The following is a 23,696-nucleotide window of genomic DNA, read 5'->3' as shown; positions in this document are numbered from 1 at the left end:
TACAAGAAGAGCCGAACCGAACCCCGGAGAAATCCGGGGTTTGTCGTTTCTGGCTACCCCGCTATCATTCGCCGCATATTCCGGGGGATTTGACTGATGCTTAATGGCCTGTGGCTTGGCTTCTTCATCGTGGCGGCCGTTTCGGCACTGGCGCAATGGCTGATCGGCGGCAATGCCGGGATCTTCGCGGCGATGGTGGAGAGTATTTTCGCCATGGCCAAGCTGTCGGTCGAAGTCATGGTCCTGCTGTTCGGCACCCTGACCCTGTGGCTGGGCTTTCTGCGGATCGCCGAGAAGGCCGGGATCGTCGAATGGCTGGCCAAAGCCCTGGGCCCGCTGTTCCTGCGCCTGATGCCGGAAGTGCCGCCCGGCCACCCGGCCATCGGCCTGATCACCCTGAACTTCGCCGCCAACGGTCTGGGCCTGGACAACGCCGCCACACCGATCGGCCTCAAGGCGATGAAAGCCCTGCAGGAGCTCAACCCCAGCGCCACCGTGGCCAGCAACGCGCAGATCCTGTTCCTGGTGCTCAACGCCTCCTCCCTGACCCTGCTGCCGGTGACAATCTTCATGTACCGCGCCCAGCAAGGCGCTCCGGACCCGACCCTGGTATTCCTGCCGATCCTGCTCGCCACCAGTTGCTCGACCATCGTCGGCTTCCTGTCGGTCGCATTCATGCAGCGCCTGCGCATCTGGGACCCGGTGGTGCTGGCGTACCTGATTCCCGGTGCCCTCGCCCTCGGTGGCTTCATGGCGCTGCTGGCGACGCTCTCAGCCACCGCGCTGGCCGGCCTGTCGTCGATCCTCGGCAACCTGACGCTGTTCGGGCTGATCATGCTGTTTATGATCATCGGCGCGCTGCGCAAAGTTAAGGTCTACGAAGCGTTCGTCGAAGGCGCCAAAGAAGGCTTCGACGTGGCCAAGAACCTGCTGCCGTACCTGGTGGCGATGCTCTGTGCGGTGGGTGTGCTGCGGGCGTCCGGCGCGCTGGACTTTGGTCTGGACGGGATTCGGCACCTGGTGGAGTGGGCCGGTTGGGACACACGCTTCGTCGACGCGTTGCCGACGGCGATGGTCAAACCGTTCTCCGGCAGCGCCGCACGGGCGATGCTGATCGAAACCATGAAAACGTCCGGCGTAGACAGCTTCCCGGCGTTGGTGGCGGCCACGGTCCAGGGCAGCACCGAAACCACGTTTTATGTGTTGGCGGTGTACTTTGGTGCGGTGGGCATCCAGCGCGCGCGGCATGCGGTGGGGTGTGCGTTGCTGGCAGAACTGGCCGGCGTACTGGGCGCCATCGGGGTGTGCTACTGGTTCTTCGGCTAACAGAGATCCCCCTACATTGGGTCCGTGTTGGGTTTAAGGTCTCGCGGGCAGTTCGACTTTCTGCCCTTGCTCAACCGCCCAGTTCACCACCTGCGCCGTCAACTGGTCGCTCGCCTGACCAAACCCCGCGACCACTGCGGGGACTTTCACATCGCTCAGAGGCTGACGCACTTCGAAGCGGCGGCTGGCGAGGATGCGCTGGTCATAACCGCGCACCAGCAAAGCATCCAGGCTCACCACCACGGTGGCGTTTGTGCCCTGATACTCAGTCTGAAACGCCTGTAAATGCCCGCCCAGCTCCAGATCCGCCTGGAAAATGCTGTCATCGGTGCTCAGCAGCTGTACCCGACCATCACGCTGAAAGCCGTCCAACAGTCGATTGCGCAACAACACCGGCGCCGGATCGCTCCAGCGCGAGCCCTTGTAGCTGCTGATCACATCGCCTTGGGGGATTACCGCGATGTTCGGGCCGTCCAGTGCGTTGCTGGCCTGGAGTTTGGTCAGGCGTAACGACCAGGGTTGCGAGGAGCCATGACTGGCCGACGCGTTGCTCTGGGCCGACGGCAATCGATAGACATCGAAGGGCTCTGGCTTGGGCAGTATCGAGCACGAACTGATCAGTGTGAAGCCGGCGAGAAGGGCGATACGAGTCAGCTTCATGGCGTGAATTCCTTGCTCTTGTCACTGCCCAGCAGGTAACCGCTGGGGTTTTCCTCCAGGCGTTGAGAAATGGCGCGCAACGAGGTCAGGGTTTCACGCAGCTCGCGCACCGCCGGGGCCAGGCCATTGAGGCCCTGCATGCCGCTGTTGAGCGAATCCTGATTGGTGGCGAGCAACTTGTTGATCGTCGCGGTGCTCTGCTGCAGCGATTTCATTGCCTGCTCGGCGCTGCCCAACGCGTCCTTGCCATGGTCATTGAGCAGGCCGTTGGCATTGCGCATCAACGCCGTGGTCTGTTCCAGCATGTTGTTGGCCTGCTTGCCCACCGACGCCAGTTGCTGCATCGCCTGACGGATATCGCCGCGCTGATCGGCAATCGCCCCGGTGGTTTGCTCCAGGTGCTCCAACGTGTTGCTGATGCGCTCGACGTTTTCCGTGGAGAACAACAGATTGGCGTTTTGCATCAGCGTGTTTACCCCCGACATCAGGTCATTGCTGTCATTGAGCAGGCGCGCGATGGGCGAGGGCGAGGCGACGATGGTCGGCAGGTTGCCGTCCTTGCCCTTGAGCGCCGGGCTCTGCGGAGTGCCGCCGCTGAGCTGGATGATCGACGTCCCGGTGACGCCCGTCAGCGCCAGTTTGGCCTGGGTGTCTTCCTTGACCGGGGTGTCACCGCCCAGGCGAATACGCGCCAGCACCCGGCGCGGGTCTTTCGGGTCTAGACGAAGCGTCACCACGTCACCGACCTTGATCCCGCTGTACTGCACCGAGCTGCCTTTGGACAAGCCACTGACCGCCTCGTTGAAGACCACTTCGTAATCCTTGAACTCGGTGTCGACGCTGGACTTGGCCAGCCACAAGCCGAAGAGCAGGGCGCCCGCCACCACAATCACGGTGAACAGGCCGATCAATACATGATGGGCTCGGGTTTCCATGTCAGACCTCGTTCAACTGTTGAGCGGCCGTCAGCGCCGCGCGGCCACGAGGGCCATGGAAGTATTCGTGAATCCACGCGTCGTCGGTTTCCGAGACCTTGTCGATGGCATCCGCCACCAGCACTTTCTTCTGCGCCAGCACCGCCACCCGGTCGGTGATGGTGTAGAGCGTGTCGAGGTCGTGGGTCACCAGGAAAACACTCAGGCCCAGCGCATCGCGCAGGGTCAGGATCAATTGATCGAACGCCGCCGCGCCAATCGGGTCGAGGCCGGCGGTAGGTTCGTCGAGAAACAGGATGTCCGGGTCCAGCGCCAGCGCACGGGCCAGCGCCGCCCGCTTGATCATGCCGCCGGACAGCGAAGCGGGGTACTTGTCGGCAGCCGACAGTGGCAGCCCGGCCAGCGCCAGTTTGACCGCCGCCAAATGCTCGGCGTCGTCACGACTAAGGCCTGCGTGTTCGATCAAGGGCAGGGCGACGTTTTCAGTCACGGTCAGCGACGAGAACAGGGCGCCTTGCTGGAACAACACACCGAAACGCCGCTCAACCTTCGAGCGCTCCTGCTCGGATAAGGTCGGCAAGTTTTTACCGAAGACCTTCACATCCCCTTCATTGGGCCGACGCAAGCCGACAATGCTGCGCAACAGCACCGACTTGCCGCTACCAGACCCGCCGACCACGGCGAGAATTTCACCTTTGTACAAATCGAGGTCGAGGTTTTCATGCACGCTTTGACTGCCGAAGCGATTGCACAGCCCACGGACTTCGATCACCGCCTCGGAAGGCGCTCGGGGTAAACGACTCACCAGCCCATCTCCATGAAAAACAGCGCGGCCACGGCGTCGAGCACGATCACCACGAAAATCGACTGGACCACGCTGGACGTGGTATGCGCGCCGACAGACTCGGCGCTGCCGCTGACTTTGAAACCTTCGAGGCAGCCAATCGAGGCGATCAGAAACGCGAAAATCGGTGCTTTGACGATCCCCACCAGAAAATGCTGCACACCAATGTCCGATTGCAGCAGCGACAGGAACATTGCCGGCGAAATATCCAGCGACACCGCACAGACCACACCACCCCCAATAATCCCGGAGAGCATCGCCAGAAAAGTCAGCATCGGTAACGCTACCAGCAGGGCCAGGACGCGCGGCACCACCAGCAATTCCATTGGGTCGAGGCCCAAGGTGCGGATGGCGTCGATTTCTTCGTTGGCCTTCATCGAGCCGATCTGCGCGGTGAATGCGCTGGCGGTGCGCCCGGCCATCAGGATCGCCGTCAGCAACACCGCGAACTCGCGCAGAAAGGAAAAGGCCACCAGGTCCACGGTGAACACCGTGGCACCGAAACTGGCCAACACCGTCGCCCCGAGAAACGCCACCACCGCGCCCACCAAGAAGGTCAGCAGGGCGACGATGGGCGCGGCGTCGAGACCGGTTTGTTCAATGTGCGCGACCATCGGCGTGATGCGCCAGCGCTTGGGCTGAAACAGACCACGGCCGATGGTTTCGATAATCAGCCCGACGAAGCCCAACAGTTGCAGGGTGTCCTGCCAGACCGCGTCCACCGCGCGGCCAATGCGGGTCAGCAATTGAATACTGACGCTGATTTCCGGTTCCTTGATCGGCACACAGAAGTCGGTCATTGAGCGGTAAATGGTCTGCAACAGGGCGCGATCGGCGGTGGTCAGCGTGCAATCGGGGTGTTCGGCGGATCGGCCGAGGCGCTCGGTCCCCAACAGCTCGACCAACAGCGAGGCACCGGCGGTGTCGAGGGCGCCCAGACTGTTCAGATCGATGTGGGTGTCGTCGTCGTACTGGCCGCGAAGCTTTTCGCACAAGGTCTTGAGATCGGCGTAATGGGCAAGCGTCCAGTCACCCGTAACCCGCAGTTGAGCAGGGGAGTGAGAGGCGTCCAATTGGGCATTACCGGCCATTGTGCTGCTGCTCATAAGCTCCGTGCTTGTTCGGTTAATACGCAGAGCTACGTAATAGCACGAACCGCATTACTTTTCTTTGGTCGGTGTGCTGTCCGTGACGATGAAGCGCAGCACGCCGATAACCTGGCCGTCTTCGGTCAACACCCGGACCTGCCATTTGCCCGCCGGGTTACCCGGGAAATTCTGTTTGTGGGTCCAGGCGCGGTAGCCTTCCTTGCGTCCACCATGGATATCCAGCGGGATGCGGTCGACCTCTTTGCCGTTGAACTGCCACACGTGATAAATCCGTTCATCCAGACCACGCGGGGCGTTGATCGCGGTGTAGGCATACAGCCCGCCGCCACGAATCTGCTCGGCAGTCACTTCATCCAGGCTTTCACCGGGGGTGCGGTCCTGCATTTGCGTGCTGATTGCCACGTCGGTCATCCACAGGGTCGCCGGCGGCACCCACGAACGCAGGACCCAACCGAGGGCGCCGATGCCCAGGGTGATACTGAGGATCGCCAAAGCGTTGCGCACGGTGCGGATCGGGAAGATCGACGCCAGACTCGGGAACGACAGCAGCACGGAGATCCCCAGCGCCAGCTTGAAACTCTGGGACGTGGTGAGGTGCATGATGACGGGCAGGGCGGTCAGCAACGCCGCAAACAGCGTCAGGGTATGCAGCGCCAGGAACGCCCAGCGCCGGGGCGCCAGCCATTTGTAGTAGAGCGGGTCGATGATGGAAATCAGCGCCGCGATGCTCAACAGCCCGGTGAAGAATAATTGGCCGCTGTTCCAGGTGGTGGTGATGAAAAAGAACGGCAGGACGAAGAACAGGCTTTCCTGGTGGATCATCTGCGTGGCGTAACGCAGCAGCGGCTGGGGAATCTCGCGCTTGAAGATTTTGGTGAACAGCCGGGTGAGGCTGTTTTCCAGCATCAGCCAGACCCAGCTGAGCACCATGATGATGGTGATCCAGGTCGCCAGGCCTTGTTGGCGATCCACCAGGATGAAGCTGCCGACACCCGAGATGAAACCACCGAGCGCGATGACCCCCGGATAGCGCTTCATCAATTCCAGGATGCGCTGGACGTATTGGGTCAGGATCGGCATTCGGCGGTTCACATTCGTCGTAGGAAATTTCCTCGACAGGTTACCCGCCGGGGGCCCCCATGGCGAGGCCCGCCCTTGTAGCAGCTGCCGAAGGCTGCGCTCGGCAGCTGCTACACGGTGGGTGGTGTCCTTCTGTACAAGCGCCAGCCCAATAAGCCGAGCACCAGCAACCCCAACACCCCGGCAATCACCCACATCAACTGGTCATCACCCATCAGCGGCTTCTCGATCCGCAGATACCCGGGCTGCAGCAGCAACTCACGCAACGCCTTGTTCGCTTCCTCCAGCGTCACCCCTTGCAGTTCCCTCGCCGGATCGGCGAAGCGCCCGTCCTCATAGTCGCCAAGGGCACTCCAGTAATAATCCGCCAGCGCGCTATTGCCTTGCACGGCCCAGGCCTGACGGGCGATGGCCGCCTGCTTGAGACGGTTGAAGGTGTCGGCGTCGAGACCGTCCTTGAGCAGCTGCGCCTTCAGCTCCTCAAGGACCCGTTCAGCCTGAGGCACATCATCGCGCTCAAGGTCGGCGTTCAGGCTCATAAAGCCTACACCGCCGAACAACTCGCGTTCTGCCGAAGGGCCGTAGGACAAGCTATGGACCAGACGCATCTGGCGATACAGCGCCCAGTCCAGATAGTCCTTGAGCAGGTCGAACGTCTCATCGTGCTCATCCTCCAGCACCGGCTCCGGCACCAGCCAGTGCAACTTGGCCCCATCGCCGACGAAGCCACTGCTCAGCGTGCGCTCGTGGGCGGCACTGGAGCGAATTTCCGGCAGAGGCAAGTGTTCGCTCGGGTCGACCGCAACAAGCTCACCCCAGGCCCGTTCCAGATAGGCCGGCAGCAAGCGGTCGAGGTCACCCACCATGATCAGCGTCATGTTGTTAGGCGCGTACCAGAGCTTGCGCACCTTCTCCAGTTGTTCACGGGTCAGGTGATCGACTTCAGCGCGCTGTGGGCACTTGAGGCCCAGTTCCACCGCCAGCTGGTTACTGGCCGTGTGGCCAAGGTCCTGGCGATCCAGCCAACGTCGCAGATGAGTGTAATGGCCACCATCCTCGCGCTCGACCACTTGCTTGGCGGCGCTAATGGCGTTGTCGTCGATGCGGGTCTGGGTCAGCAGCGCCAGCAACAGGTCGAGGACCTTGCGCTGGTTTTTCGCCGGGGCTTCGATGACGAACGTGGTGTCGGCGTTGCTGGTGTAGGCGTTCCACTCACCACCCAGCGCCTGCATGCGCTCCTCCAGCCCCCCTTCGCCAGTGGCGTCGATGCCGCTGAACAATAAGTGTTCGAGCAGATGGGGCAGTTCTTTGTCGTCGCAATTGAAATCATCCAGACCAACACCGACCACCAGGCGAATCGCCACATGCCCGCGGTCAGCGCCCGGTTTGAGCAGCAATTGCAGGCCATTGGGCAGCGTATAGCCCTCGACCTGAAAACGATCCAGGGCAAACGAAGGAAGTGAACCGAGCAACAAACAGGCGAACAACAGACAACGCATAACAGGTTTCCATACGGCTGATTGGAGATCCGTGTCGCTTTCCGGCAGCCATCGCGAACAGGCTCGCTCCCACAGTTTCACCGAAGCTCCAGTGTGGGAGCGAGCCTGCTCGCGATGCTTTTAAGCCAGAACCCATGTAACTGACTGATCACACTGCCAGACGTTCAAGGCGAATGCGTGATGTCCGCGAAATCGTCGACCGATAATGCCCCCGTGTCGGACGTTTCCAGCACCACATACGCGCTGCTGCAAAACAGCGAATTCAAACGTTTCATGTCGGCGATCAGCTCCAGGTGCAGCGAACTGGTCTCGATACTTTGCACAATCTTACGTTGCAAGCGGCTGACATGGGCATGGGCCAAACGCCTTTCCTGTGCACGAAAGCGACGTTTTTCCCGCAACAACTGACGGGCACTTTCCTTGTCGGAACTCAGGAATACGGACAGCCCCAAGCGCAGATTGGAGATTAGCTGACTGTGCAGCCCGGCCAATTCCTCCAGACCCACCTCGGAAAAAGACCGGCGCTGCGAGGTTTTCTGCTGCTGAACCTTGCGCAACATGCGTTCGATCAGGTCGCTGGCGAGTTTGAGGTTGATCGCCAACTCAATGATTTCTGCCCAGCGCCGGCTGTCCTGGTCGCTGAGGTCTTCGCGGGGCATTTGTGCCAGGTAGAGCTTGATCGCGCTGTAGAGCGCTTCGACATCATCGGTCAGGCGGCGCATTTCCTGGGTCACGGCGGTTTGCTTGCCGCGCAGCACATCAAGCATCGCTTCGAGCATGTTGTCGATCAGATCGCCCATGCGCAGGGTTTCCCGCGCCGCATTGGCCAGCGCCAGGCTCGGCGTATCCAGCGCAGTCGGGTCGAGGTGCCGGGGTTTGGCCATTCCGTTGACGACCGGCCGCTCTGGCAACAGCCAGGTGCATAGCCTGGCCATCCCTGCGACAGTCGGCACCAGAATCAAGCAACGGACGGTGTTGTAGAGCAGGTGGAAGCCGATGACCGTTTCCTGAGGACTGAAGTCCAGACCATCGAGCCAGTGCACCAATGGGTTAAGCACCGGGATGATCAACACCAGGCCAATCAGTTTGTACAACAGGCTGCCCAACGCCACTTGGCGCCCGGCGGAGTTCTGCATGCTGGTGCTGAGAAACGCGAGAATGCCGCTGCCGATATTGGCGCCGATTACCAGACCGATGGCCACGGGCAAACTGATGACCTTGGCGCCGGCCAGCGTCGCCGTCAGCAACACCGCGGCCAGGCTCGAGTAGGAGATCATCGCGAACAATGCGCCGACCAAAGCGTCGACCAGAATGTCGCCGGTCAACGAGGCAAAGATCACCTTCACCCCTTTTGCGTGGGTGATCGGCGCAGCCGATTCGACGATCAGTTGCAGCGCCAGAATGATCAACCCAAGGCCAATGGCGACGCGGCCCATCTGCCCGAGCCGGGTTTGTTTGCGCGACAGGAAGAAAATCACCCCGACAAAAATCAGCAGCGGCGACAGCCAGGAAAGGTCCAGGGTCAGCACCCGCGCCATCAGTGCCGTACCGACGTCGGCCCCCAACATGGTCACCAGCGCCGGGGTCAACGCCATCAGGCCTTGCCCGACAAACGAAGTGACGAGCATGGCGGTGGCGTTACTGCTCTGGACCATAGCGGTTACGACGATCCCGGCGATAAACGCCAGCCAGCGTTTGGACATGTTCTGGCCAATCACATGGCGCAGATTGGTACCGTAAACCCGCAAAATGCCGGTTCGGACGATGTGCGTGCCCCAGATCAACAAGGCCACGGCCGATAACAAATTGAGCAGGGTGAGCATAAAGGCCCCCTGTGGTGGTCGCGCCCCAGAGGGGCAAATTGACGGTACCGCGCGTTCTTCTACGTTCTGTACTTAAGCTGTAGTTGGCTAACGGTCTGGGCGCCAGCATTGCACAGCTAAAGACGCGAATGAAACAAAACTGTCATGAAAACAGTTTTAGGGAATGGAGGAAAAAGAGGAAGTTTTTGGGCTGCACAAAACAAATGTGGGAGCGAGCTTGTTCGCGATGGGGCCTTCACATTCAACAGTGCTGTTGACTGAAAGACCGCTATCGCGAGCAAGCTCGCTCCCACAGGGTATTGCGGTGACGTTTGGGTTATTGGCCCGGAATGTCCTTGCGCAGTTTCACCGGATCTTGCTGTTTCTTCTTTTTCGCGATGGCAGTGCGCATCTTGATGTTGATCGCTTCAACCGCCAGCGAGAACGCCATGGCGAAGTAGACGTAGCCTTTTGGCACGTGTACGTCCAGGGATTCGGCAATCAGCACGGTACCGACGATCAGCAGGAACGACAGCGCGAGCATCTTCAGCGACGGGTGCTTGTCGATGAACTCGCTGATGGTGCCGGACGCCCACATCATCACCAGCACAGCCACGACGATCGCGGCGACCATGACCGGAACATGGGAGACCATGCCGACGGCGGTGATTACCGAATCCAGCGAGAACACGATGTCAATGATCGCGATCTGGATGATGGTGTAGAGGAAGTTGCCGCCCTTGCCGCTCGGCTCTTCGTTGGTTTCGTCTTCACCTTCCAGCGCGTGGTACATCTCTTGCGAGCTCTTCCACAGCAGGAACAGACCACCGAAGAACAGGATCAGGTCTCGCCCGGAAATACCCTGGCCGAACACCTCGAACAGGTCGGCCGTGAGGCGCATGACCCAGGTGATCGACAGCAGCAACAGGATCCGCGTGATCATGGCCAGGGCCAGACCGAAAATCCGGGTGCGCGCCTGCATGTGCTTGGGCATGCGGCTGACCAGGATCGAAATCATGATGATGTTATCGATACCCAAGACGATTTCCAGGGCGGTCAGGGTAAAGAAGGCAACCCAGATTTCAGGGTTGGTCAGCCATTCCATGTGTATTCCTTTGAGCGAGTGTTAAACCACAAAGGGCCTAGGCTTCAAACTGCGAAGCCGGGACCCGTTGTGGTAAGTCTTGGGCTTATAGAGTGCTGAACAGCGGAAAAATCCCCATCAGCAACGCGGCAACCAGTATGCACATGCACACCAGCACGGCCCATTTCAGGGTAAAGCGCTGATGGTCACCGAATTCAATACCGGCCAGGGCCACCAACAAATAGGTCGATGGTACCAGCGGGCTCAGCAAGTGGACGGGCTGACCGACGATCGAGGCACGTGCCATTTCCACTGCGGTTATACCGTAATGACTGGCTGCTTCGGCAAGCACTGGTAACACGCCGTAATAAAATGCGTCGTTCGACATGAAAAACGTAAACGGCATGCTCACCAGCGCAGTGATCACGGCCAGGTACGGCCCGAGGAAATCCGGGATGACCCCCAGCAGGCTTTTGGACATCGCGTCGACCATGCCGGTGCCGGACAGGATACCGGTGAAGATACCGGCTGCGAAGATCAGGCCGACTACCGACAACACGCTACCGGCGTGAGCCGCAACGCGATCCTTCTGCATTTGCAGGCAAGGATAGTTGACGATCATCGCGATACTGAACGCCACCATGAACAGCACCGGCAGCGGCAACAGGCCGGCGATCAGGGTGCACATCAGGGCCAGGGTCAGCAAACCGTTGAACCAGATCAGCTTCGGACGACGGGCGTCAGGGAACTGCGAAACGCTGATTTCACTGTGGTCGATTTCATCGCCGGCCAGGTGCAACTCACCCAGGCGCGCACGCTCGCGTTTACCGTAGAAGTAAGCAATCGCCAGGATCGCCACCACACCGGCCAGCATGGCGGGGATCATCGGAACGAAAATATCCGACGGGTCCACATGCAGGGCGCTGGCCGCACGCGCGGTAGGGCCACCCCACGGGGTCATGTTCATCACGCCACCGGCGAGGATGATCAGGCCGGCCATGATCCGCGGGCTCATGCCGATGCGGCTGTAGAGCGGCAACATGGCGGCCACGCAGATCATATAAGTGGTCGCGCCGTCCCCATCGAGGGAAACGACGAGCGCCAGTACGGCGGTGCCGACCGAAACTTTCAGCGGGTCGCCCTTGACCAGTTTGAGGATCTTGCGCACGGCCGGGTCAAACAGGCCGGAGTCGATCATCAGGGCGAAATACAGAATGGCGAACATCAGCATCACGCCGGTCGGCGCAAGCTTGGTGATGCCTTCGAGCATCATCGGACCGATCTTCGGCGCAAAACCGCCGAACAGGGCAAAGACGATCGGGATGATGATCAAGGCGATCAGCGCGGACAGGCGCTTGGTCATGATCAGGAACATGAACGTGATGACCATGGCAAAGCCAAGGAAAGTCAGCATGGGAATACTCCAGGCGTAGCGCGGCTAGGGGAAATGGGCTGGGATCAGCGCAGAACGGGAAGCACGAGGCGTACGGGCGGAGTGACAGCGAAGCGGCGGGTAGCAAAGGACATCAGGATCACCATTGTTGTTGTTAAATGGGCCGTGCGAGCGATAAAACACTCATTGGCCAACCGGTCTGTTGCCGGCAGTGGGGGCGATCCTAATCGGGGAAGCTTTCAGCCAGCTTTCGCCGGTAAAAGCATTGCGCGGATGGGCGACCGGTCGTCGGACCGGTTTATGCAGATGGACCGGGTTGCGGCCTTCGCGAGCAGGCTCGCACACAATAAATCTGTGGCCACGGAAGCCTGACCGTGGGAGCAAGTCTGCTCGCGAAGGGTCAGTACATAGGCAACAGGAGGAAACAGCATGGCCAACATTCACACCGGCGGCTGCCACTGCGGACATCTGCGCTATCAATTCAACGGGCCGTTGCACGACATCGCCCACTGTCATTGTTCGATTTGCCGACGGGTCAGCGGCGGGATCGTCACCACCTGGATCACCGTGCCCGCTTCAGCCTTTCAATGGCTGAAAGGAACACCCGCGCGGTACGAATCTTCTTCAACCGGGGTGCGCAATTTCTGCTCGAACTGTGGGGCGCAACTGACGTTCATGAACCCTCTCAGCCCCGAGAGCATCGACGTCACCATCGCCACCTTCGACCATCCAGAGCTGGCACCGGCCGAGCGGCATATATGGACCGACAGCCGCTTGCCCTGGCTGCACCTGGACGAACACTTGCCCGGCGAAGCAGAAGAAACGACCTGATCAAAAAATAGACAAGTCCAGGGGCCGGATCGCGCCCATCCAGATCGCGTGCTCGGTGTGATCGAGCAAGTCATTACCGGTGTCCGGGTGCAAGAACACCACCAACCCGTTGCGATTGAGCGCCAGCCACGGCAGCACGTCACCAATGAGTTCGGGCCCGAACGCCAGTTGGCAGCTCCAGTCCGGGTGCGGGCCGACCGGGCGTTCGTGTACGCGGCCCATTTTTAGCGAGAACAACTGCGCCGCCTGTTCGCACAGTGTCCGAGCCTGATTGATGGTGCTGGCGTCGAAATACACATGGGCGTGATAACCCTTGATCTGCTGCATCTGAATCCCTCTGAAACCCGGTCGAACCCTCACCGCTTCCTACAGGTCACACCCCATATATGCAGGAAACAAGGAACTTCAGCCATGAAAAATGCCGAAACCCCAGTGGTAAAAGTGGTGCTTTATGGTGCCATGAGTAGCCTGGGCAGTGCGCTGATGGCTGAAATGCTGCGGCGCCAACATGAAGTGATCGCCATTCTGGACGACCTGACGGCGCTGGCGCCACGCCCGGGCCTGCGCACAAAAACCGGCGACCTGTTTGAAGCAGAGCGCGTGAAACAAAGCGTGGCGGGGTGCTCAGCCGTGATCTGTTTACTGGACGCGCCAGGATTGCCGTTCAACAGCGAATACGTCGAAAAAACCATCGTGCCCGGTCCGGTCGAGCAAGTGCTTGCCGTGGATGCGTTGATCGAGGGCATGCAGGCAGCAGGCATTGCGCGGTTGTTTCTGGTGGGTGATTTTGAATTGCTGGACGATCCGGAAATAGACGATCGATTGCAGCGCCACGCCGCCGAAGAAATCCGCGAAGCGCTGCAAAACAGTACATTGCACTGGACATTGGTCAATGCACCGCGCGGCGTTGCCGGCCTGACAATCGAGCACTTCAGCCATGTCAGCAGCAGCCTCGAACCGGGGTTGGCCGAACCCCTTCAGCGGTTGAACCGCGTGGCCGTCGGGATTGCCGATGAGCTAAGGCTGAACCTGCACGTTGGCGAACACGTGAATTTCATCGCGGCTCAAACTAAACAGCAATAGAGGGCAATGGCAGGCCATTAAGCGATTGCGCGCTACTGGCCTGTTCCTCCATCAACCAGTCCACAAATTGTTGAATCAATGCCCCGCGCCGTTTTCGCTGGGGCAGGACCACGTAATAACCCAGCCTGGAAATTACCGTCTCGGCAATCGGCCGACACAACAAATCCTGCGCCAGCAAGTTATCCACAAGGTGCCGCCAGCCAATCGCTACGCCTTGTCCGCCAATCGCCGCTTGAATCAATAGCGTGTAATTGTCGAAGCGCAACTGCCCCGGTGCGGGTGCCGACGTTATCCCCAACTCGCGAAACACACCGCTCCAGTCGAACCAGTTACTGCTGTTTTCACCCCTTAAATGAAGCAGCGGAAACTCCAGCAACGACCGTGCAGACAAGGGCAGGGAACGATCCTTGAGCAACAACGGGCTGCACACTGGAAACACTTCTTCGCTGAACAGCCAATGGCTTTCACCTTGCTTGAAGCGTCCGTCGCCAAACAACACAGCCACATCAATATCGGTGCGCAGCATGTTGTGGCTGCGTTCACTGGTGACCAGGCTGACGTCCACCTGTGGATTGGCTTTGTGAAAACGGTGCAGACGCGGCATCAGCCAATACGCCGCGAACGCAAAGTCGGTCGCGACTTGCAGCACCTCATGTTGCTGCTGTGCGCTGATCGCGCTCAATCCCGCGTCGATATTCTGTAAACCGAGTTGAACTTGGTCAAAAAGAATATTCCCGGCTTCTGTCAATTCAATCCCGCGATAAATGCGGTCAAACAACCGCGTGGCGAGTTGCTCCTCCAATCGCTTGATCTGCTGACTCACCGCCGGCTGCGTGGTGCCAAGCTCCACCGCCGCCGCGGTAAAGCTGCGATGACGGGCGGCAGCTTCGAAGGCACGAAGCAGGTCGAGCGATAGATCACCAAGGGCGTCATACATAAGCTGGGCTAATCCTAGTCATTGCCTGGCATGGGCTTTACCACAAAGTGCATGGGTAACATGCTCGATCGCAGCACTCTCGCATAAATATTCACTATGGAATGCCGCGATCACATGAAGCGCAAGAACATTCTTTTCATCATGGCCGATCAAATGGCCGCACCAATGTTGCCGTTCTACGGCCCTTCGCCCATCAAACTACCGAATTTGAGCCGCCTCGCCGCCGAAGGCGTGGTGTTCGACGCGGCTTATTGCAACAGCCCCCTATGCGCGCCGTCGCGCTTTACCCTGGTCAGCGGTCAATTGCCGAGCAAGATCGGCGCTTACGATAACGCGGCCGATTTCCCCGCTGATGTACCGACCTACGCCCATTACCTGCGTCGCCTCGGCTACCGCACTGCACTGTCCGGCAAGATGCATTTTTGCGGCCCGGACCAACTCCACGGCTACGAAGAACGCCTGACCAGCGACATCTACCCGGCAGACTACGGTTGGGCCGTGAATTGGGATGAGCCGGATGTGCGTCCGACCTGGTATCACAACATGTCGTCGGTACTGCAAGCCGGGCCGTGCGTGCGCACTAATCAGCTGGATTTTGACGAAGAGGTGGTGTTCAAGGCCCAGCAGTACCTGTTCGATCACATTCGTGAGGACGGCGACCAGCCGTTTTGCCTGACCGTTTCGATGACACATCCGCACGACCCGTACACGATTCCCAAGGCTTTCTGGGACATGTACGACGATGCCGACATTCCGTTGCCTGAAGCCCCGGCACAGACTGCACTCGATCCGCACTCCCAGCGTTTGCTCAAGGTTTACGACCTGTGGGATAAACCGCTGCCTGTGGATAAGATTCGCGATGCGCGCCGTGCCTACTTCGGTGCGTGCAGCTATATCGACAGCAACGTCGGCAAACTCCTGCAAACACTCGAGGAAACCGGTCTGATTGACGACACCATCATCGTATTCTCTGGCGACCATGGCGACATGCTCGGCGAGCGCGGACTCTGGTACAAAATGCACTGGTACGAAATGGCCGCCCGTGTGCCCCTGTTGATAAGTGCGCCGGGGCAGTTCGGGGCTGGGCGGGTCAGCGCCGCCGTTTCCACCGCCGACCTGCTGCCGACCTTCGTGGAACTGGCCGGCGGCTCGCTGGAGCCTGGCTTGCCGCTGGACGGTCGTTCGCTGGTTTCGCACCTGCAAGGGCAGGGCGGTCATGACGAAGTGTTCGGCGAATACATGGCCGAAGGCACCATCAGCCCGGTGATGATGATCCGTCGCGGCGCTTACAAATTCATCTACAGCGAAGATGATCCCTGCCTACTCTTCGACGTACACAATGACCCGCGCGAACAGGAAGAACTCAGCCAATCGCCGCAATATCTTCAGCTTTTCGAAGAATTTCTGGCCGAAGCACGCGCCAAATGGAACATCCCGGCGATTCACCAACAAGTGCTCGCCAGCCAGCGGCGCCGTCGTTTCGTTGCCGAGGCGTTGACCATCGGCAAGCTGAAGAGCTGGGATCACCAGCCGCTGGTGGACGCCAGTCAGCAGTACATGCGCAACCACATCGACCTCGATGATCTGGAGCGCAAAGCACGTTATCCACAACCCTGCCAAAACCAATAATGTTAAGGGGAAGTCCATGCAAAAGTTATCCACAGTACTGACGGTCGGGCTTTTGGCTCTGGGCAGCGCATCGGCCTTTGCCGATCAAAGCTGCGAGACGGTGAAAATGGCCGACCCTGGCTGGAGCGACATCGCCGCGACCAACGCCATCACCGGGTTTCTGCTGGACGGCATGGGCTACAAGGCCAAGGTCGACACTCTCGCGGTGCCGATTACCTTCGGCGGGTTGAAGGATGGCCAGGTCGACGTGTTCCTGGGTAACTGGATGCCGGCGCAGCAGGGCTTCTACGACAAGTTCGTGGCCACCGGCGATGTCACACAGTTGGCGAAGAACCTAGATGGCACCGAGTTCACCCTCGCCGTTCCCGACTATGTGTGGGACGCGGGTGTGCATAACTTTGCCGACCTGAACAAATTTGCCGACAAGTTCGACAAGAAGATCTACGGCATTGGCTCGGGCGCGCCAGCGAACATCTCGTTGCAGGAAATCATCAAGAAAAACGACTTCGACATGGGCCAGTGGAAGCTGGTCGAGTCCAGCGAGCAGGCGATGTTGGCCGAAGTGTCTCGCGCAGTAAAAAAACAGAAATTCGTGACCTTCCTCGGCTGGACCCCGCACCCGATGAACGTGCAGCTGAAAATGCATTACCTGAAGGGCGGCGAGAAGTACTTCGGTGACACCGGCAGCGTGCATACCCTGACCCGCAAGGGCTACGCCGAAGCTTGTCCGAATGTGGGCAAACTGCTGACCAACCTGAGTTTCACCCAGGACATGGAGAACAGCATCATGGCCGAGGTGGTGAACAAGAAAGTCAGCAATGCGGATGCAGCCAAAGCATGGATCAAGGCCAACCCGGCAGTGCTGGACAAGTGGCTGGAGGGCGTGAAGACAGCCGATGGCAAAGATGCGTTGCCAGCGGTCAAAGCCAAACTCTAAACCCATGTGGGAGCGAGCCTGCTCGCGAAGGGGCCGTCAGATCCGACAATTATGTCGACTGACACTCCGCATTCGCGAGCAGGCTCGCACCCACAAAGGGAACATTAGGCTTGCGTCCTGCTACCCTTGCGCCAAAACCCCATCCGAGAGGACCCATGGCCTTCCCCAGCCGCCATTCACTCTTTCCCTTCCTCAGTTGGTTGCCCCGGCAAACCCGCGCGAGCGTCGGACGCGACCTGATCGTCGGCCTCAGCGGGGCGATTCTTGCGTTGCCGCAGTCCATTGCCTACGCACTGATCGCCGGTCTCCCACCGGAATACGGCTTGTATGCCGCGATCATCCCGGTGTTGATCGCGTGCCTGTGGGGTTCGTCGTGGCATTTGATCTGCGGTCCTACGGCAGCGATTTCCATTGTCCTGTTCGCCAGCGTCAGTCCGCTGGCCGTCCCCGCGTCACAGGACTACATCACGCTGATCCTGCTGCTGACGCTCCTGGCCGGTATTTTCCAATGGCTGCTCGGCATGCTGCGGTTCGGTGCCTTGGTGAATTTCGTCTCGCATTCGGTGGTGTTGGGTTTCACCCTCGGCGCGGCGGTGGTAATTGCCATCGGGCAGTTGCCGAACTTGATGGGGCTGGATTTGCCCAGCCAGGCCACGGCGCTGGATAGCTTCCTGACGCTGTTCAAACACCTCGGTGCTTTGGATAAACCGTCGTTCGCACTGGGACTGGCGACGGTCGTCGTCGGCGTGGTGTTGAAGATGTTGCTGCCTCGCTGGCCGACCCTGTTGATCACGCTGGTCCTCGGCGGGCTGGTGGTGTGGCTGTGGCCATCGATGTTCGGCCATGTGAAGTTGGTCAGCGCCTTTGTCGGGCGCTTGCCGCCGTTCAGCCCGGTGCCGCTGGATCTGGACTTGATCCTGCGCCTGCTGCCAAGCGCGGTGGCGGTGGGCATGCTGGGATTGGTGACCAGCCTGTCGATTGCCCGCTCGTTGTCGGCCCGCTCGCAGCAATTGCTCGACGCTAATCAGGAAGTCCGCGCCCAAGGCCTGTCGAACATCGTCGGCGCGCTTTTTTCCGGCTCGCTGTCAGCCGGATCCTTCACACGTTCGGGTTTGAGTTATGAAGCCGGTGCCTGCTCACCAATGGCCGGGGTGTTCTCGGCCGTGTGGGTCGCACTGTTCGCGATCTTCGGTGCAGGCTTAATCGCTCACATCCCGATCCCGGCCATGGCCGGCAGCATTCTGCTGATCGCCTGGGGGCTGGTCGACCATCGCGGCATACGGGCGCTGTTGCGCGTCAGCCACGCGGAATTCGTGGTGATGGCGCTGACCTGTGTCGCCACGTTGCTGCTGGAGTTGCAAACGGCGATTTATGCCGGGGTGCTCGCTTCATTGTTCTTCTACCTCAAGCGCACCTCACAACCGCGAGTCCAGCATTCGCGCGAAGGGGATGAAGATATTTTGCGGGTGGGTGGTTCGATCTTCTTCGGCGCCAGCCATTACCTGCAAGTGCGCCTGCAACGCCTGCACGGTGCGCGCGTTGTGATCGAGGCGCAGCAGATCAACTTCATCGATTATTCAGGGGTGGAGATGTTGCATCAGGAAGCGCGGCGACTGCTTAAGCAAGATCGCAGCCTGACGCTGCGGCGGGCGAGGCCGCAGGTGGTGGAGGAGCTGAGAAAGCTGGAAGGGGCGCAGAAGTGCCCGATCCGGTTTGAGGATTGATCCGACTTCGCGGCGATCCCTTGTAAGAGAGCCTGCTCGCGATTGGCCGGTACATTCAAACATTGATGGCGCCTGACACTCTGCCATCGCGAGCAGGCTCACTCTTACACTGATTACAGTGTCAGCTGACGGCGCAGTTCGGCCAGTACCGGCGCCGTATCCGGGCGCACGCCGCGCCACAGGAAGAAGGCTTCTGCCGCTTGCTCCGCGAGCATGCCCAAACCATCCATCGACACCGCCGCGCCCTGTTCCGTGGCCCAACGGCAGAACGAAGTCGGCTCCTTGCCATACATCATGTCGTAGCAAACGGTCTTGCCCGGTTCGATCAAGCTGACGGCAATCGGCGGCACATCACCGGACAGGCTCGCCGACGTCGCGTTGATGATCAGGTCCACCGATTCCTTCAACCAATCGAACCCACTGGCCGACACCGGCCCCAGGTCCGCGAACAATTCCGCCAGCAACTCAGCTTTTTCCACCGTACGGTTGGCGATGATCACCGAGGCCGGTTGCTCGGCCAGTAAGGGTTCCAACGCACCACGAACCGCGCCGCCCGCGCCGAGCAGCAGGATACGTTTGCCCTTGAGGCTGAAACCGGCGTTGACCGTCAAATCGCGCACCAGCCCGGCGCCGTCGGTGTTATCCCCCAGCAGGCTGCCATCGGCGAGTTTGCTCAAGGTGTTCACCGCACCAGCTCGTTGCGCACGCTCCGTCAGGCTGTCGGCCAGGCGAAAGGCGTCTTCCTTGAACGGCACCGTCACATTGGCGCCGCGACCTTCACGGAAAAACGCCCGGGCGAAGTCGGAAAAATCGTCGAGCGGCGCCAGCGAGGTGCTGTAGTCCAGTTGCTGAGCGGTCTGCTCGGCAAACAAGCGGTGGATCAGCGGCGACTTGCTGTGGCCAATCGGGTTACCGAATACGACGTAACGGTCCATCAGAACTCCTCGTTCAGGCCTCGGCCAACCAATCGCGGTCTTGCAGGAAATACTCGGTCAAGCGCGCTTCTTCGCTGCCCGGTTCGGCTTTCCAGTCGTAGCTCCAGCGCACTTGCGGCGGCAGCGACATCAGGATCGACTCGGTACGCCCGCCCGATTGCAGGCCGAACAAGGTGCCACGGTCGTAGACCAGGTTGAATTCGACGTAACGGCCACGGCGAAATTCCTGGAATTCACGCTGCTTGGCGGTGAACGCATCGTGCTTGCGGCGCTGCACGATTGGCAGGTACGCGTCGATGTACGCGTCGCCGATGGCGCGCATGAACGCGAAGCTGGTGTCAAAGTCCCACTCGTTCAAATCATCAAAGAACAGGCCACCGATGCCGCGCGGCTCGTGGCGATGCTTGATGTGGAAATAGCTGTCGCACCAGGCTTTGTAGCGCGAATAGACGTCCGGCCCGAACGGCGTACACGCCTGCTCGGCAACGCGGTGCCAGTGCACGCAGTCTGCTTCATTGCCGTAATAAGGGGTCAGGTCGAAACCGCCGCCGAACCACCAGACCGGTTCTTCACCTTCTTTTTCAGCGATGAAAAAGCGCACGTTGGCGTGGGAAGTCGGCACATGGGGGTTGTGCGGGTGAATCACCAGCGACACGCCGAGGGCTTCGAAGCCCCGGCCGGCCAATTCTGGCCGATGGGCGCTGGCGGAGGGTGGGAGACCGCTGCCAAAGACGTGGGAAAAGTTGACGCCACCCTTTTCGATCACTGCGCCGTTTTCGATCACTCGCGTGCGACCGCCACCGCCGGCAGGCCGGATCCAGGCGTCTTCGACGAAGCGTGTGCCGCCGTCTTCGGCTTCGAGGGCCGCGCAAATACGGTCTTGCAGGTCGAGCAGGTAGGCTTTTACGGCCTCGGTGCGGGTTGTCATGTCATCACCTTGAATCGGGCAAAGCTGCGCGGCGCATCGATGGCCGGCGGCAAATTGCTGCGTAGGATAACACTGCACCTTGCTCCACCGCAGTTGACGAAGATCAGGGTTAGGAGTCCGATAGGGCGCTTGGCAAATGACCTAAGGAGAGTTCTGATGGCAAAGCGAATCCAGTTCCGCGCCCATGGCGGCCCCGAAGTGCTCGAGTACGTCGATTACCAACCCGCAGAGCCCGGCCCACAGCAGGTCCGCGTCGCCAACAAGGCCATCGGCCTGAACTTCATCGACACCTATTACCGCAGCGGCCTCTATCCACCACCCGCCCTGCCATCGGGTCTGGGATCGGAAGGCGCGGGCATCGTCGAAGCGGTGGGCAGCGAAGTGACCCGCTTCAAGGTCGGTGACCGCGTGGCTTACGGCAGCGGCCCGTTGGGCGCTTACAGCGACGTTCACGTCTTGCCCGAGGCCAATCTGGTGCTGCTGCCGGAGGCGATCAGCTTCGAAACGGCGGCCGGGGTGATGCTCAAGGGCCTGACCGTGCAGTACCTGTTGCGTCAGACCTATGAACTCAAGGGGGGCGAAACCGTGCTGTTCCACGCCGCCGCCGGGGGTGTCGGTTCCCTGGCCTGCCAATGGGCCAGGGCGCTGGGCGTGAAGTTGATCGGCACGGTCAGCTCGCCGGAAAAAGCCGCACTGGCCAAGGCCAACGGTGCCTGGGCGACCATCGACTACAGCCATGAAAACGTCGCACAACGCGTACTGGAATTGACCGACGGGAAGAAGGTGCCGGTGGTGTACGACGGCGTGGGCAAAGACACGTGGCTGACGTCGCTCGATAGCGCAGCGCCTCGCGGGTTGGTGGTGAGCTTTGGCAATGCGTCAGGTGCGGTGGACGGGGTGAACCTGGGAATACTGGCGGCGAAGGGTTCGCTGTACGTAACCCGGCCGACGCTGGGGAGTTACGCCAACAATGCCGAGAACCTGCAGCGGATGGCGGATGAGTTGTTTGAGATGATCATCAGCGCAAAGCTGCACGTGGACATCAGTCACACGTATCCGCTGGCTGATGCGGCGAAGGCGCAGACCGAGTTGTCGGCACGACGGACTACCGGCTCGACTGTTCTGTTGCCTTGAGGGCCTCATCGCGGGCAAGCCCGGCTCCACAGGGATCACCGAAATCTGTGGGGGCCGGGCTTGCCCGCGATGAGCGATAACGCGGTATCAGCCCTGACGCACAACGTGGCCGGTCGCCAGATCCCGAATGACGCTCGGATTCTTGCGCCCCCCCAGGTTCCCGCCCAACACCAAATCCAGCTGACCACGGAAATACTGCTCCACGCGGATCCGCGTGCGCGCCGCCGGCCGTCCTTGTGGATTGGCCGAGGTCGACACCAGCGGCCCGACAATGGCGCACAAATCCCGCACCAGCGGATGATCGCTGACCCGCAACGCCACGGTTTCATGCACCCCGGTGATCCACTGCGGCAGCAGGTTCTGATGCGGCACCAGCCAGGTGTTCGGTCCCGGCCACGTGCTGGCCATGCGGTCCATCCACAGTTCCGGGAAGTCTTCGAAGAGGAAGTCGAACTGCCGGATATTGTCGGCAACCAAAATCAGCCCCTTACCCACAGACCGACCCTTGAGCATCAGCAGACGCTCCACCGCTTCTTCGTCCCACGGGTCGCAACCCAGCCCCCAGACCGCTTCGGTTGGATAGGCAATCACCGCCCCTGCGCGAACGGCTTGCGCGGCTTGTTGCACACGCCAACTGTTGACCATGAAAAACTCTCCGGAATAAGGCTCTGCGCAGTTTACCGATCTTCCTTATAAAACCTAGCTCACCCGCGCAAACCAGCGCCCGCTTTCGCAAACGGCGCGGCCCTCCATTTCCAGCTCGGTCAGCGCCGCCAGCACTTTGGGCAAGGCCCAGCCGCTGGTGACGGACAACGCTTCGCTGGTGTGCGGGGCCGCGTGCAACAGCATGAGCAATGGGTGAGTCACCGAAGGTGTCTCGGTGGACAACGGCAACTGTTGCCAGCCGCGCAAGGCTTCGAGGATATGTTCGATAGTTTCCACCAGCATCGCGCCGTCACGGATCAACTGATGACAACCCTTGGCGCCGGGATGATGGATCGATCCAGGAATCGCATACACCTCCCGACCTTGCTCCGCCGCCAGCCTCGCGGTGATCAACGAACCACTCGCCACGCTGGCTTCAACCACCAGCACACCAAGCGACAAACCGCTGATGATTCGATTGCGCCGGGGGAAGTTGCTGGCGGTGGGGCCGGCGTCCAGCGGGAACTCCGAAAGCACCGCACTGCCCGACGCAATCATGGCGTCGGCCAGTCGTCGATTGCGCTGTGGATAAAACTTTTCAAGTCCCGTGCCAAGTACACCGACCGTTCGCCCGCCCACATCCAGCGCGGCTTGATGCGCGGCCGCATCAATGCCCAGTGCCAGACCGCTGGTGATGACGAAACCGGCGCCGGCCAGACTGCGTGAGAATGCGGCAGCGGTGTCCATGCCCGGCCGTGAAGCGCGGCGACTGCCGACCATCGCCAGTTGCGGTTTTTCCAGAATCCCCGGATCGCCCGCCACGAACAACAGCGGCGGCGCGTCGCTGATTTCCGCCAGCAGCGCCGGATAGTCAGGCTGGTCCCACATCAGTAAATGCTGGCCCGGACGCTCTAGCCAGGCCAATGCGTGGCTGGCGCCATCGCGCACTTCGTTGACGCGGCGAGCCTCGGCGCACGCCAAGGGCAAGCCCAGCGAACGCCAGGCACTGGCCGGCGCGCTAATGGCTTTGGACGCCGAACCGAAGGCTTCAAGCAGCTTCTTGAATCGCGTCGGGCCGAGTTCCGGTAAACGGTGCAAACGTAAACGAGCTTCCAGTTCCGCGGGGGAAACGGGTGTAACGGCAGGCAGCGACATGGATCATCCTTGATCGTTATGGGCCC

The 23,696-nt window shown here is 60.4% G+C and carries 22 protein-coding genes; 7 read left to right on the top strand and 15 right to left on the bottom strand.

Annotated features, from left to right (window positions below; translation table 11 throughout):
- Positions 1-96 precede the first annotated feature (96 nt).
- Positions 97-1,326, top strand: coding sequence for a nucleoside recognition domain-containing protein (locus J2X66_RS07855; protein WP_310262951.1), 1,230 nt, complete (start codon positions 97-99; stop codon positions 1,324-1,326).
- A 33-nt stretch (positions 1,327-1,359) separates the two neighbouring features.
- Here the strand turns inward: J2X66_RS07855 and J2X66_RS07850 are convergent, their stop codons facing one another.
- The 9 genes from J2X66_RS07850 to J2X66_RS07810 form a co-directional block, all read right to left on the bottom strand.
- On the bottom strand, positions 1,360-1,986 hold the full coding sequence (locus tag J2X66_RS07850) for an ABC-type transport auxiliary lipoprotein family protein (protein ID WP_310262948.1): 627 nt from the start codon (positions 1,984-1,986) through the stop codon (positions 1,360-1,362).
- Entirely contained in the window at positions 1,983-2,921 is a 939-nt protein-coding gene (locus J2X66_RS07845) for an MlaD family protein (protein ID WP_027926166.1), read from the bottom strand. The genes J2X66_RS07850 and J2X66_RS07845 overlap by 4 nt, the downstream gene beginning before the upstream one ends.
- 1 nt (position 2,922) lies before the next feature.
- Positions 2,923-3,726, bottom strand: coding sequence for an ABC transporter ATP-binding protein (locus tag J2X66_RS07840; protein ID WP_310262945.1), 804 nt, complete (start codon positions 3,724-3,726; stop codon positions 2,923-2,925).
- Entirely contained in the window at positions 3,723-4,871 is a 1,149-nt protein-coding gene (locus J2X66_RS07835) for an ABC transporter permease (protein ID WP_310262942.1), read from the bottom strand. Before J2X66_RS07835 ends, J2X66_RS07840 begins: the two co-directional genes overlap by 4 nt.
- 54 nt (positions 4,872-4,925) lie before the next feature.
- Positions 4,926-5,954 carry a DUF5924 family protein gene (locus tag J2X66_RS07830; RefSeq protein ID WP_310262939.1) on the bottom strand — a complete coding sequence of 343 codons (1,029 nt, stop codon included), beginning with the start codon at positions 5,952-5,954 and terminating at the stop codon, positions 4,926-4,928.
- Positions 5,955-6,064: 110 nt separating this feature from the next.
- A complete protein-coding gene (locus J2X66_RS07825) occupies positions 6,065-7,453 on the bottom strand; it encodes an insulinase family protein (RefSeq protein ID WP_310262937.1) in 1,389 nt (462 codons plus the stop codon).
- A gap of 164 nt (positions 7,454-7,617) precedes the next feature.
- A complete protein-coding gene (locus J2X66_RS07820; RefSeq protein ID WP_310262934.1) occupies positions 7,618-9,276 on the bottom strand; it encodes a Na/Pi cotransporter family protein in 1,659 nt (552 codons plus the stop codon).
- Positions 9,277-9,592: 316 nt separating this feature from the next.
- Positions 9,593-10,360, bottom strand: coding sequence for a TerC family protein (locus J2X66_RS07815; protein WP_027926175.1), 768 nt, complete (start codon positions 10,358-10,360; stop codon positions 9,593-9,595).
- 85 nt (positions 10,361-10,445) lie between these two features.
- A complete protein-coding gene (locus tag J2X66_RS07810) occupies positions 10,446-11,753 on the bottom strand; it encodes a CitMHS family transporter (RefSeq protein ID WP_027926176.1) in 1,308 nt (435 codons plus the stop codon).
- Positions 11,754-12,161: 408 nt separating this feature from the next.
- On the opposite strand from J2X66_RS07810, the gene J2X66_RS07805 reads away from it, so the two are divergent.
- Entirely contained in the window at positions 12,162-12,563 is a 402-nt protein-coding gene (locus J2X66_RS07805; protein WP_310262930.1) for a GFA family protein, read from the top strand.
- Here the strand turns inward: J2X66_RS07805 and J2X66_RS07800 are convergent, their stop codons facing one another.
- Positions 12,564-12,890 (bottom strand): DOPA 4,5-dioxygenase family protein, encoded by a 327-nt coding sequence (locus J2X66_RS07800; RefSeq protein ID WP_310262927.1) that lies wholly within the window; start codon positions 12,888-12,890, stop codon positions 12,564-12,566.
- A gap of 84 nt (positions 12,891-12,974) precedes the next feature.
- On the opposite strand from J2X66_RS07800, the gene J2X66_RS07795 reads away from it, so the two are divergent.
- Positions 12,975-13,646 (top strand): NAD(P)H-binding protein, encoded by a 672-nt coding sequence (locus J2X66_RS07795; RefSeq protein WP_310262924.1) that lies wholly within the window; start codon positions 12,975-12,977, stop codon positions 13,644-13,646.
- Here the strand turns inward: J2X66_RS07795 and J2X66_RS07790 are convergent.
- Complete coding sequence (locus J2X66_RS07790; RefSeq protein ID WP_310262920.1) at positions 13,633-14,583, bottom strand: choline sulfate utilization transcriptional regulator; 951 nt, start codon at positions 14,581-14,583, stop codon at positions 13,633-13,635. The genes J2X66_RS07795 and J2X66_RS07790 overlap by 14 nt on opposite strands.
- Before the next feature lie 114 nt (positions 14,584-14,697).
- On the opposite strand from J2X66_RS07790, the gene betC reads away from it, so the two are divergent.
- The 3 genes from betC (at position 14,698) to J2X66_RS07775 (ending at position 18,873) form a co-directional block, all read left to right on the top strand.
- Positions 14,698-16,212, top strand: a complete 1,515-nt coding sequence (gene betC, locus J2X66_RS07785) for a choline-sulfatase (RefSeq protein WP_310262917.1) — start codon at positions 14,698-14,700, stop codon at positions 16,210-16,212.
- A 16-nt stretch (positions 16,213-16,228) separates the two neighbouring features.
- Positions 16,229-17,149, top strand: coding sequence for a choline ABC transporter substrate-binding protein (gene choX / locus J2X66_RS07780; protein WP_310262914.1), 921 nt, complete (start codon positions 16,229-16,231; stop codon positions 17,147-17,149).
- A 155-nt stretch (positions 17,150-17,304) separates the two neighbouring features.
- Complete coding sequence (locus J2X66_RS07775) at positions 17,305-18,873, top strand: SulP family inorganic anion transporter (RefSeq protein ID WP_310262911.1); 1,569 nt, start codon at positions 17,305-17,307, stop codon at positions 18,871-18,873.
- Positions 18,874-18,986: 113 nt separating this feature from the next.
- On the opposite strand, the gene aroE is transcribed toward J2X66_RS07775, so the two are convergent.
- Complete coding sequence (gene aroE, locus J2X66_RS07770; protein ID WP_310262906.1) at positions 18,987-19,808, bottom strand: shikimate dehydrogenase; 822 nt, start codon at positions 19,806-19,808, stop codon at positions 18,987-18,989.
- A 13-nt stretch (positions 19,809-19,821) separates the two neighbouring features.
- The gene (gene hemF / locus J2X66_RS07765) at positions 19,822-20,736 is read right to left on the bottom strand and encodes an oxygen-dependent coproporphyrinogen oxidase (RefSeq protein ID WP_310262903.1); all 915 of its coding nucleotides are present in this window, start codon (positions 20,734-20,736) and stop codon (positions 19,822-19,824) included.
- A gap of 156 nt (positions 20,737-20,892) precedes the next feature.
- On the opposite strand from hemF, the gene J2X66_RS07760 reads away from it, so the two are divergent.
- Positions 20,893-21,870: an NADPH:quinone reductase gene (locus tag J2X66_RS07760; RefSeq protein ID WP_310262900.1), complete on the top strand. Its 978-nt coding sequence runs from the start codon at positions 20,893-20,895 to the stop codon at positions 21,868-21,870.
- 87 nt (positions 21,871-21,957) lie between these two features.
- Here J2X66_RS07760 and J2X66_RS07755 read toward each other — a convergent pair whose 3' ends face one another.
- Together J2X66_RS07755 and dprA are read right to left on the bottom strand one after the other, a co-directional pair.
- Positions 21,958-22,515: an L-threonylcarbamoyladenylate synthase gene (locus J2X66_RS07755; RefSeq protein ID WP_027926187.1), complete on the bottom strand. Its 558-nt coding sequence runs from the start codon at positions 22,513-22,515 to the stop codon at positions 21,958-21,960.
- A 54-nt stretch (positions 22,516-22,569) separates the two neighbouring features.
- Positions 22,570-23,670: a DNA-processing protein DprA gene (gene dprA / locus J2X66_RS07750; RefSeq protein WP_310262897.1), complete on the bottom strand. Its 1,101-nt coding sequence runs from the start codon at positions 23,668-23,670 to the stop codon at positions 22,570-22,572.
- Between the last annotated feature and the right edge of the window lie 26 nt (positions 23,671-23,696).

Source organism: Pseudomonas sp. 3296 (genome assembly GCF_031456615.1).
In the GTDB taxonomy this organism is placed as follows: Bacteria; Pseudomonadota; Gammaproteobacteria; order Pseudomonadales; family Pseudomonadaceae; genus Aquipseudomonas; species Aquipseudomonas mucoides.
The sequence above is the reverse complement of the archived record's forward strand: the minus strand, read 5'-3'. Positions and strand labels throughout refer to the sequence as shown.

Bases quoted from the DNA above. Each gene is read 5' to 3' on its own strand.
- J2X66_RS07825 (WP_310262937.1), bottom strand. From the start codon at position 7,453: ATGCGTTGTCTGTTGTTCGCCTGTTTGTTGCTCGGTTCACTTCCTTCG.
- J2X66_RS07850 (WP_310262948.1), bottom strand. From the start codon at position 1,986: ATGAAGCTGACTCGTATCGCCCTTCTCGCCGGCTTCACACTGATCAGT.
- aroE (WP_310262906.1), bottom strand. From the start codon at position 19,808: ATGGACCGTTACGTCGTATTCGGTAACCCGATTGGCCACAGCAAGTCG.
- J2X66_RS07835 (WP_310262942.1), bottom strand. From the start codon at position 4,871: ATGAGCAGCAGCACAATGGCCGGTAATGCCCAATTGGACGCCTCTCAC.
- J2X66_RS07795 (WP_310262924.1), top strand. From the start codon at position 12,975: ATGAAAAATGCCGAAACCCCAGTGGTAAAAGTGGTGCTTTATGGTGCC.
- J2X66_RS07810 (WP_027926176.1), bottom strand. From the start codon at position 11,753: ATGCTGACTTTCCTTGGCTTTGCCATGGTCATCACGTTCATGTTCCTG.
- betC (WP_310262917.1), top strand. From the start codon at position 14,698: ATGAAGCGCAAGAACATTCTTTTCATCATGGCCGATCAAATGGCCGCA.
- J2X66_RS07855 (WP_310262951.1), top strand. From the start codon at position 97: ATGCTTAATGGCCTGTGGCTTGGCTTCTTCATCGTGGCGGCCGTTTCG.
- choX (WP_310262914.1), top strand. From the start codon at position 16,229: ATGCAAAAGTTATCCACAGTACTGACGGTCGGGCTTTTGGCTCTGGGC.
- J2X66_RS07790 (WP_310262920.1), bottom strand. From the start codon at position 14,583: ATGTATGACGCCCTTGGTGATCTATCGCTCGACCTGCTTCGTGCCTTC.
- J2X66_RS07800 (WP_310262927.1), bottom strand. From the start codon at position 12,890: ATGCAGCAGATCAAGGGTTATCACGCCCATGTGTATTTCGACGCCAGC.
- hemF (WP_310262903.1), bottom strand. From the start codon at position 20,736: ATGACAACCCGCACCGAGGCCGTAAAAGCCTACCTGCTCGACCTGCAA.
- dprA (WP_310262897.1), bottom strand. From the start codon at position 23,670: ATGTCGCTGCCTGCCGTTACACCCGTTTCCCCCGCGGAACTGGAAGCT.
- J2X66_RS07805 (WP_310262930.1), top strand. From the start codon at position 12,162: ATGGCCAACATTCACACCGGCGGCTGCCACTGCGGACATCTGCGCTAT.
- J2X66_RS07830 (WP_310262939.1), bottom strand. From the start codon at position 5,954: ATGCCGATCCTGACCCAATACGTCCAGCGCATCCTGGAATTGATGAAG.
- J2X66_RS07815 (WP_027926175.1), bottom strand. From the start codon at position 10,360: ATGGAATGGCTGACCAACCCTGAAATCTGGGTTGCCTTCTTTACCCTG.
- J2X66_RS07755 (WP_027926187.1), bottom strand. From the start codon at position 22,515: ATGGTCAACAGTTGGCGTGTGCAACAAGCCGCGCAAGCCGTTCGCGCA.
- J2X66_RS07845 (WP_027926166.1), bottom strand. From the start codon at position 2,921: ATGGAAACCCGAGCCCATCATGTATTGATCGGCCTGTTCACCGTGATT.
- J2X66_RS07760 (WP_310262900.1), top strand. From the start codon at position 20,893: ATGGCAAAGCGAATCCAGTTCCGCGCCCATGGCGGCCCCGAAGTGCTC.
- J2X66_RS07775 (WP_310262911.1), top strand. From the start codon at position 17,305: ATGGCCTTCCCCAGCCGCCATTCACTCTTTCCCTTCCTCAGTTGGTTG.
- J2X66_RS07820 (WP_310262934.1), bottom strand. From the start codon at position 9,276: ATGCTCACCCTGCTCAATTTGTTATCGGCCGTGGCCTTGTTGATCTGG.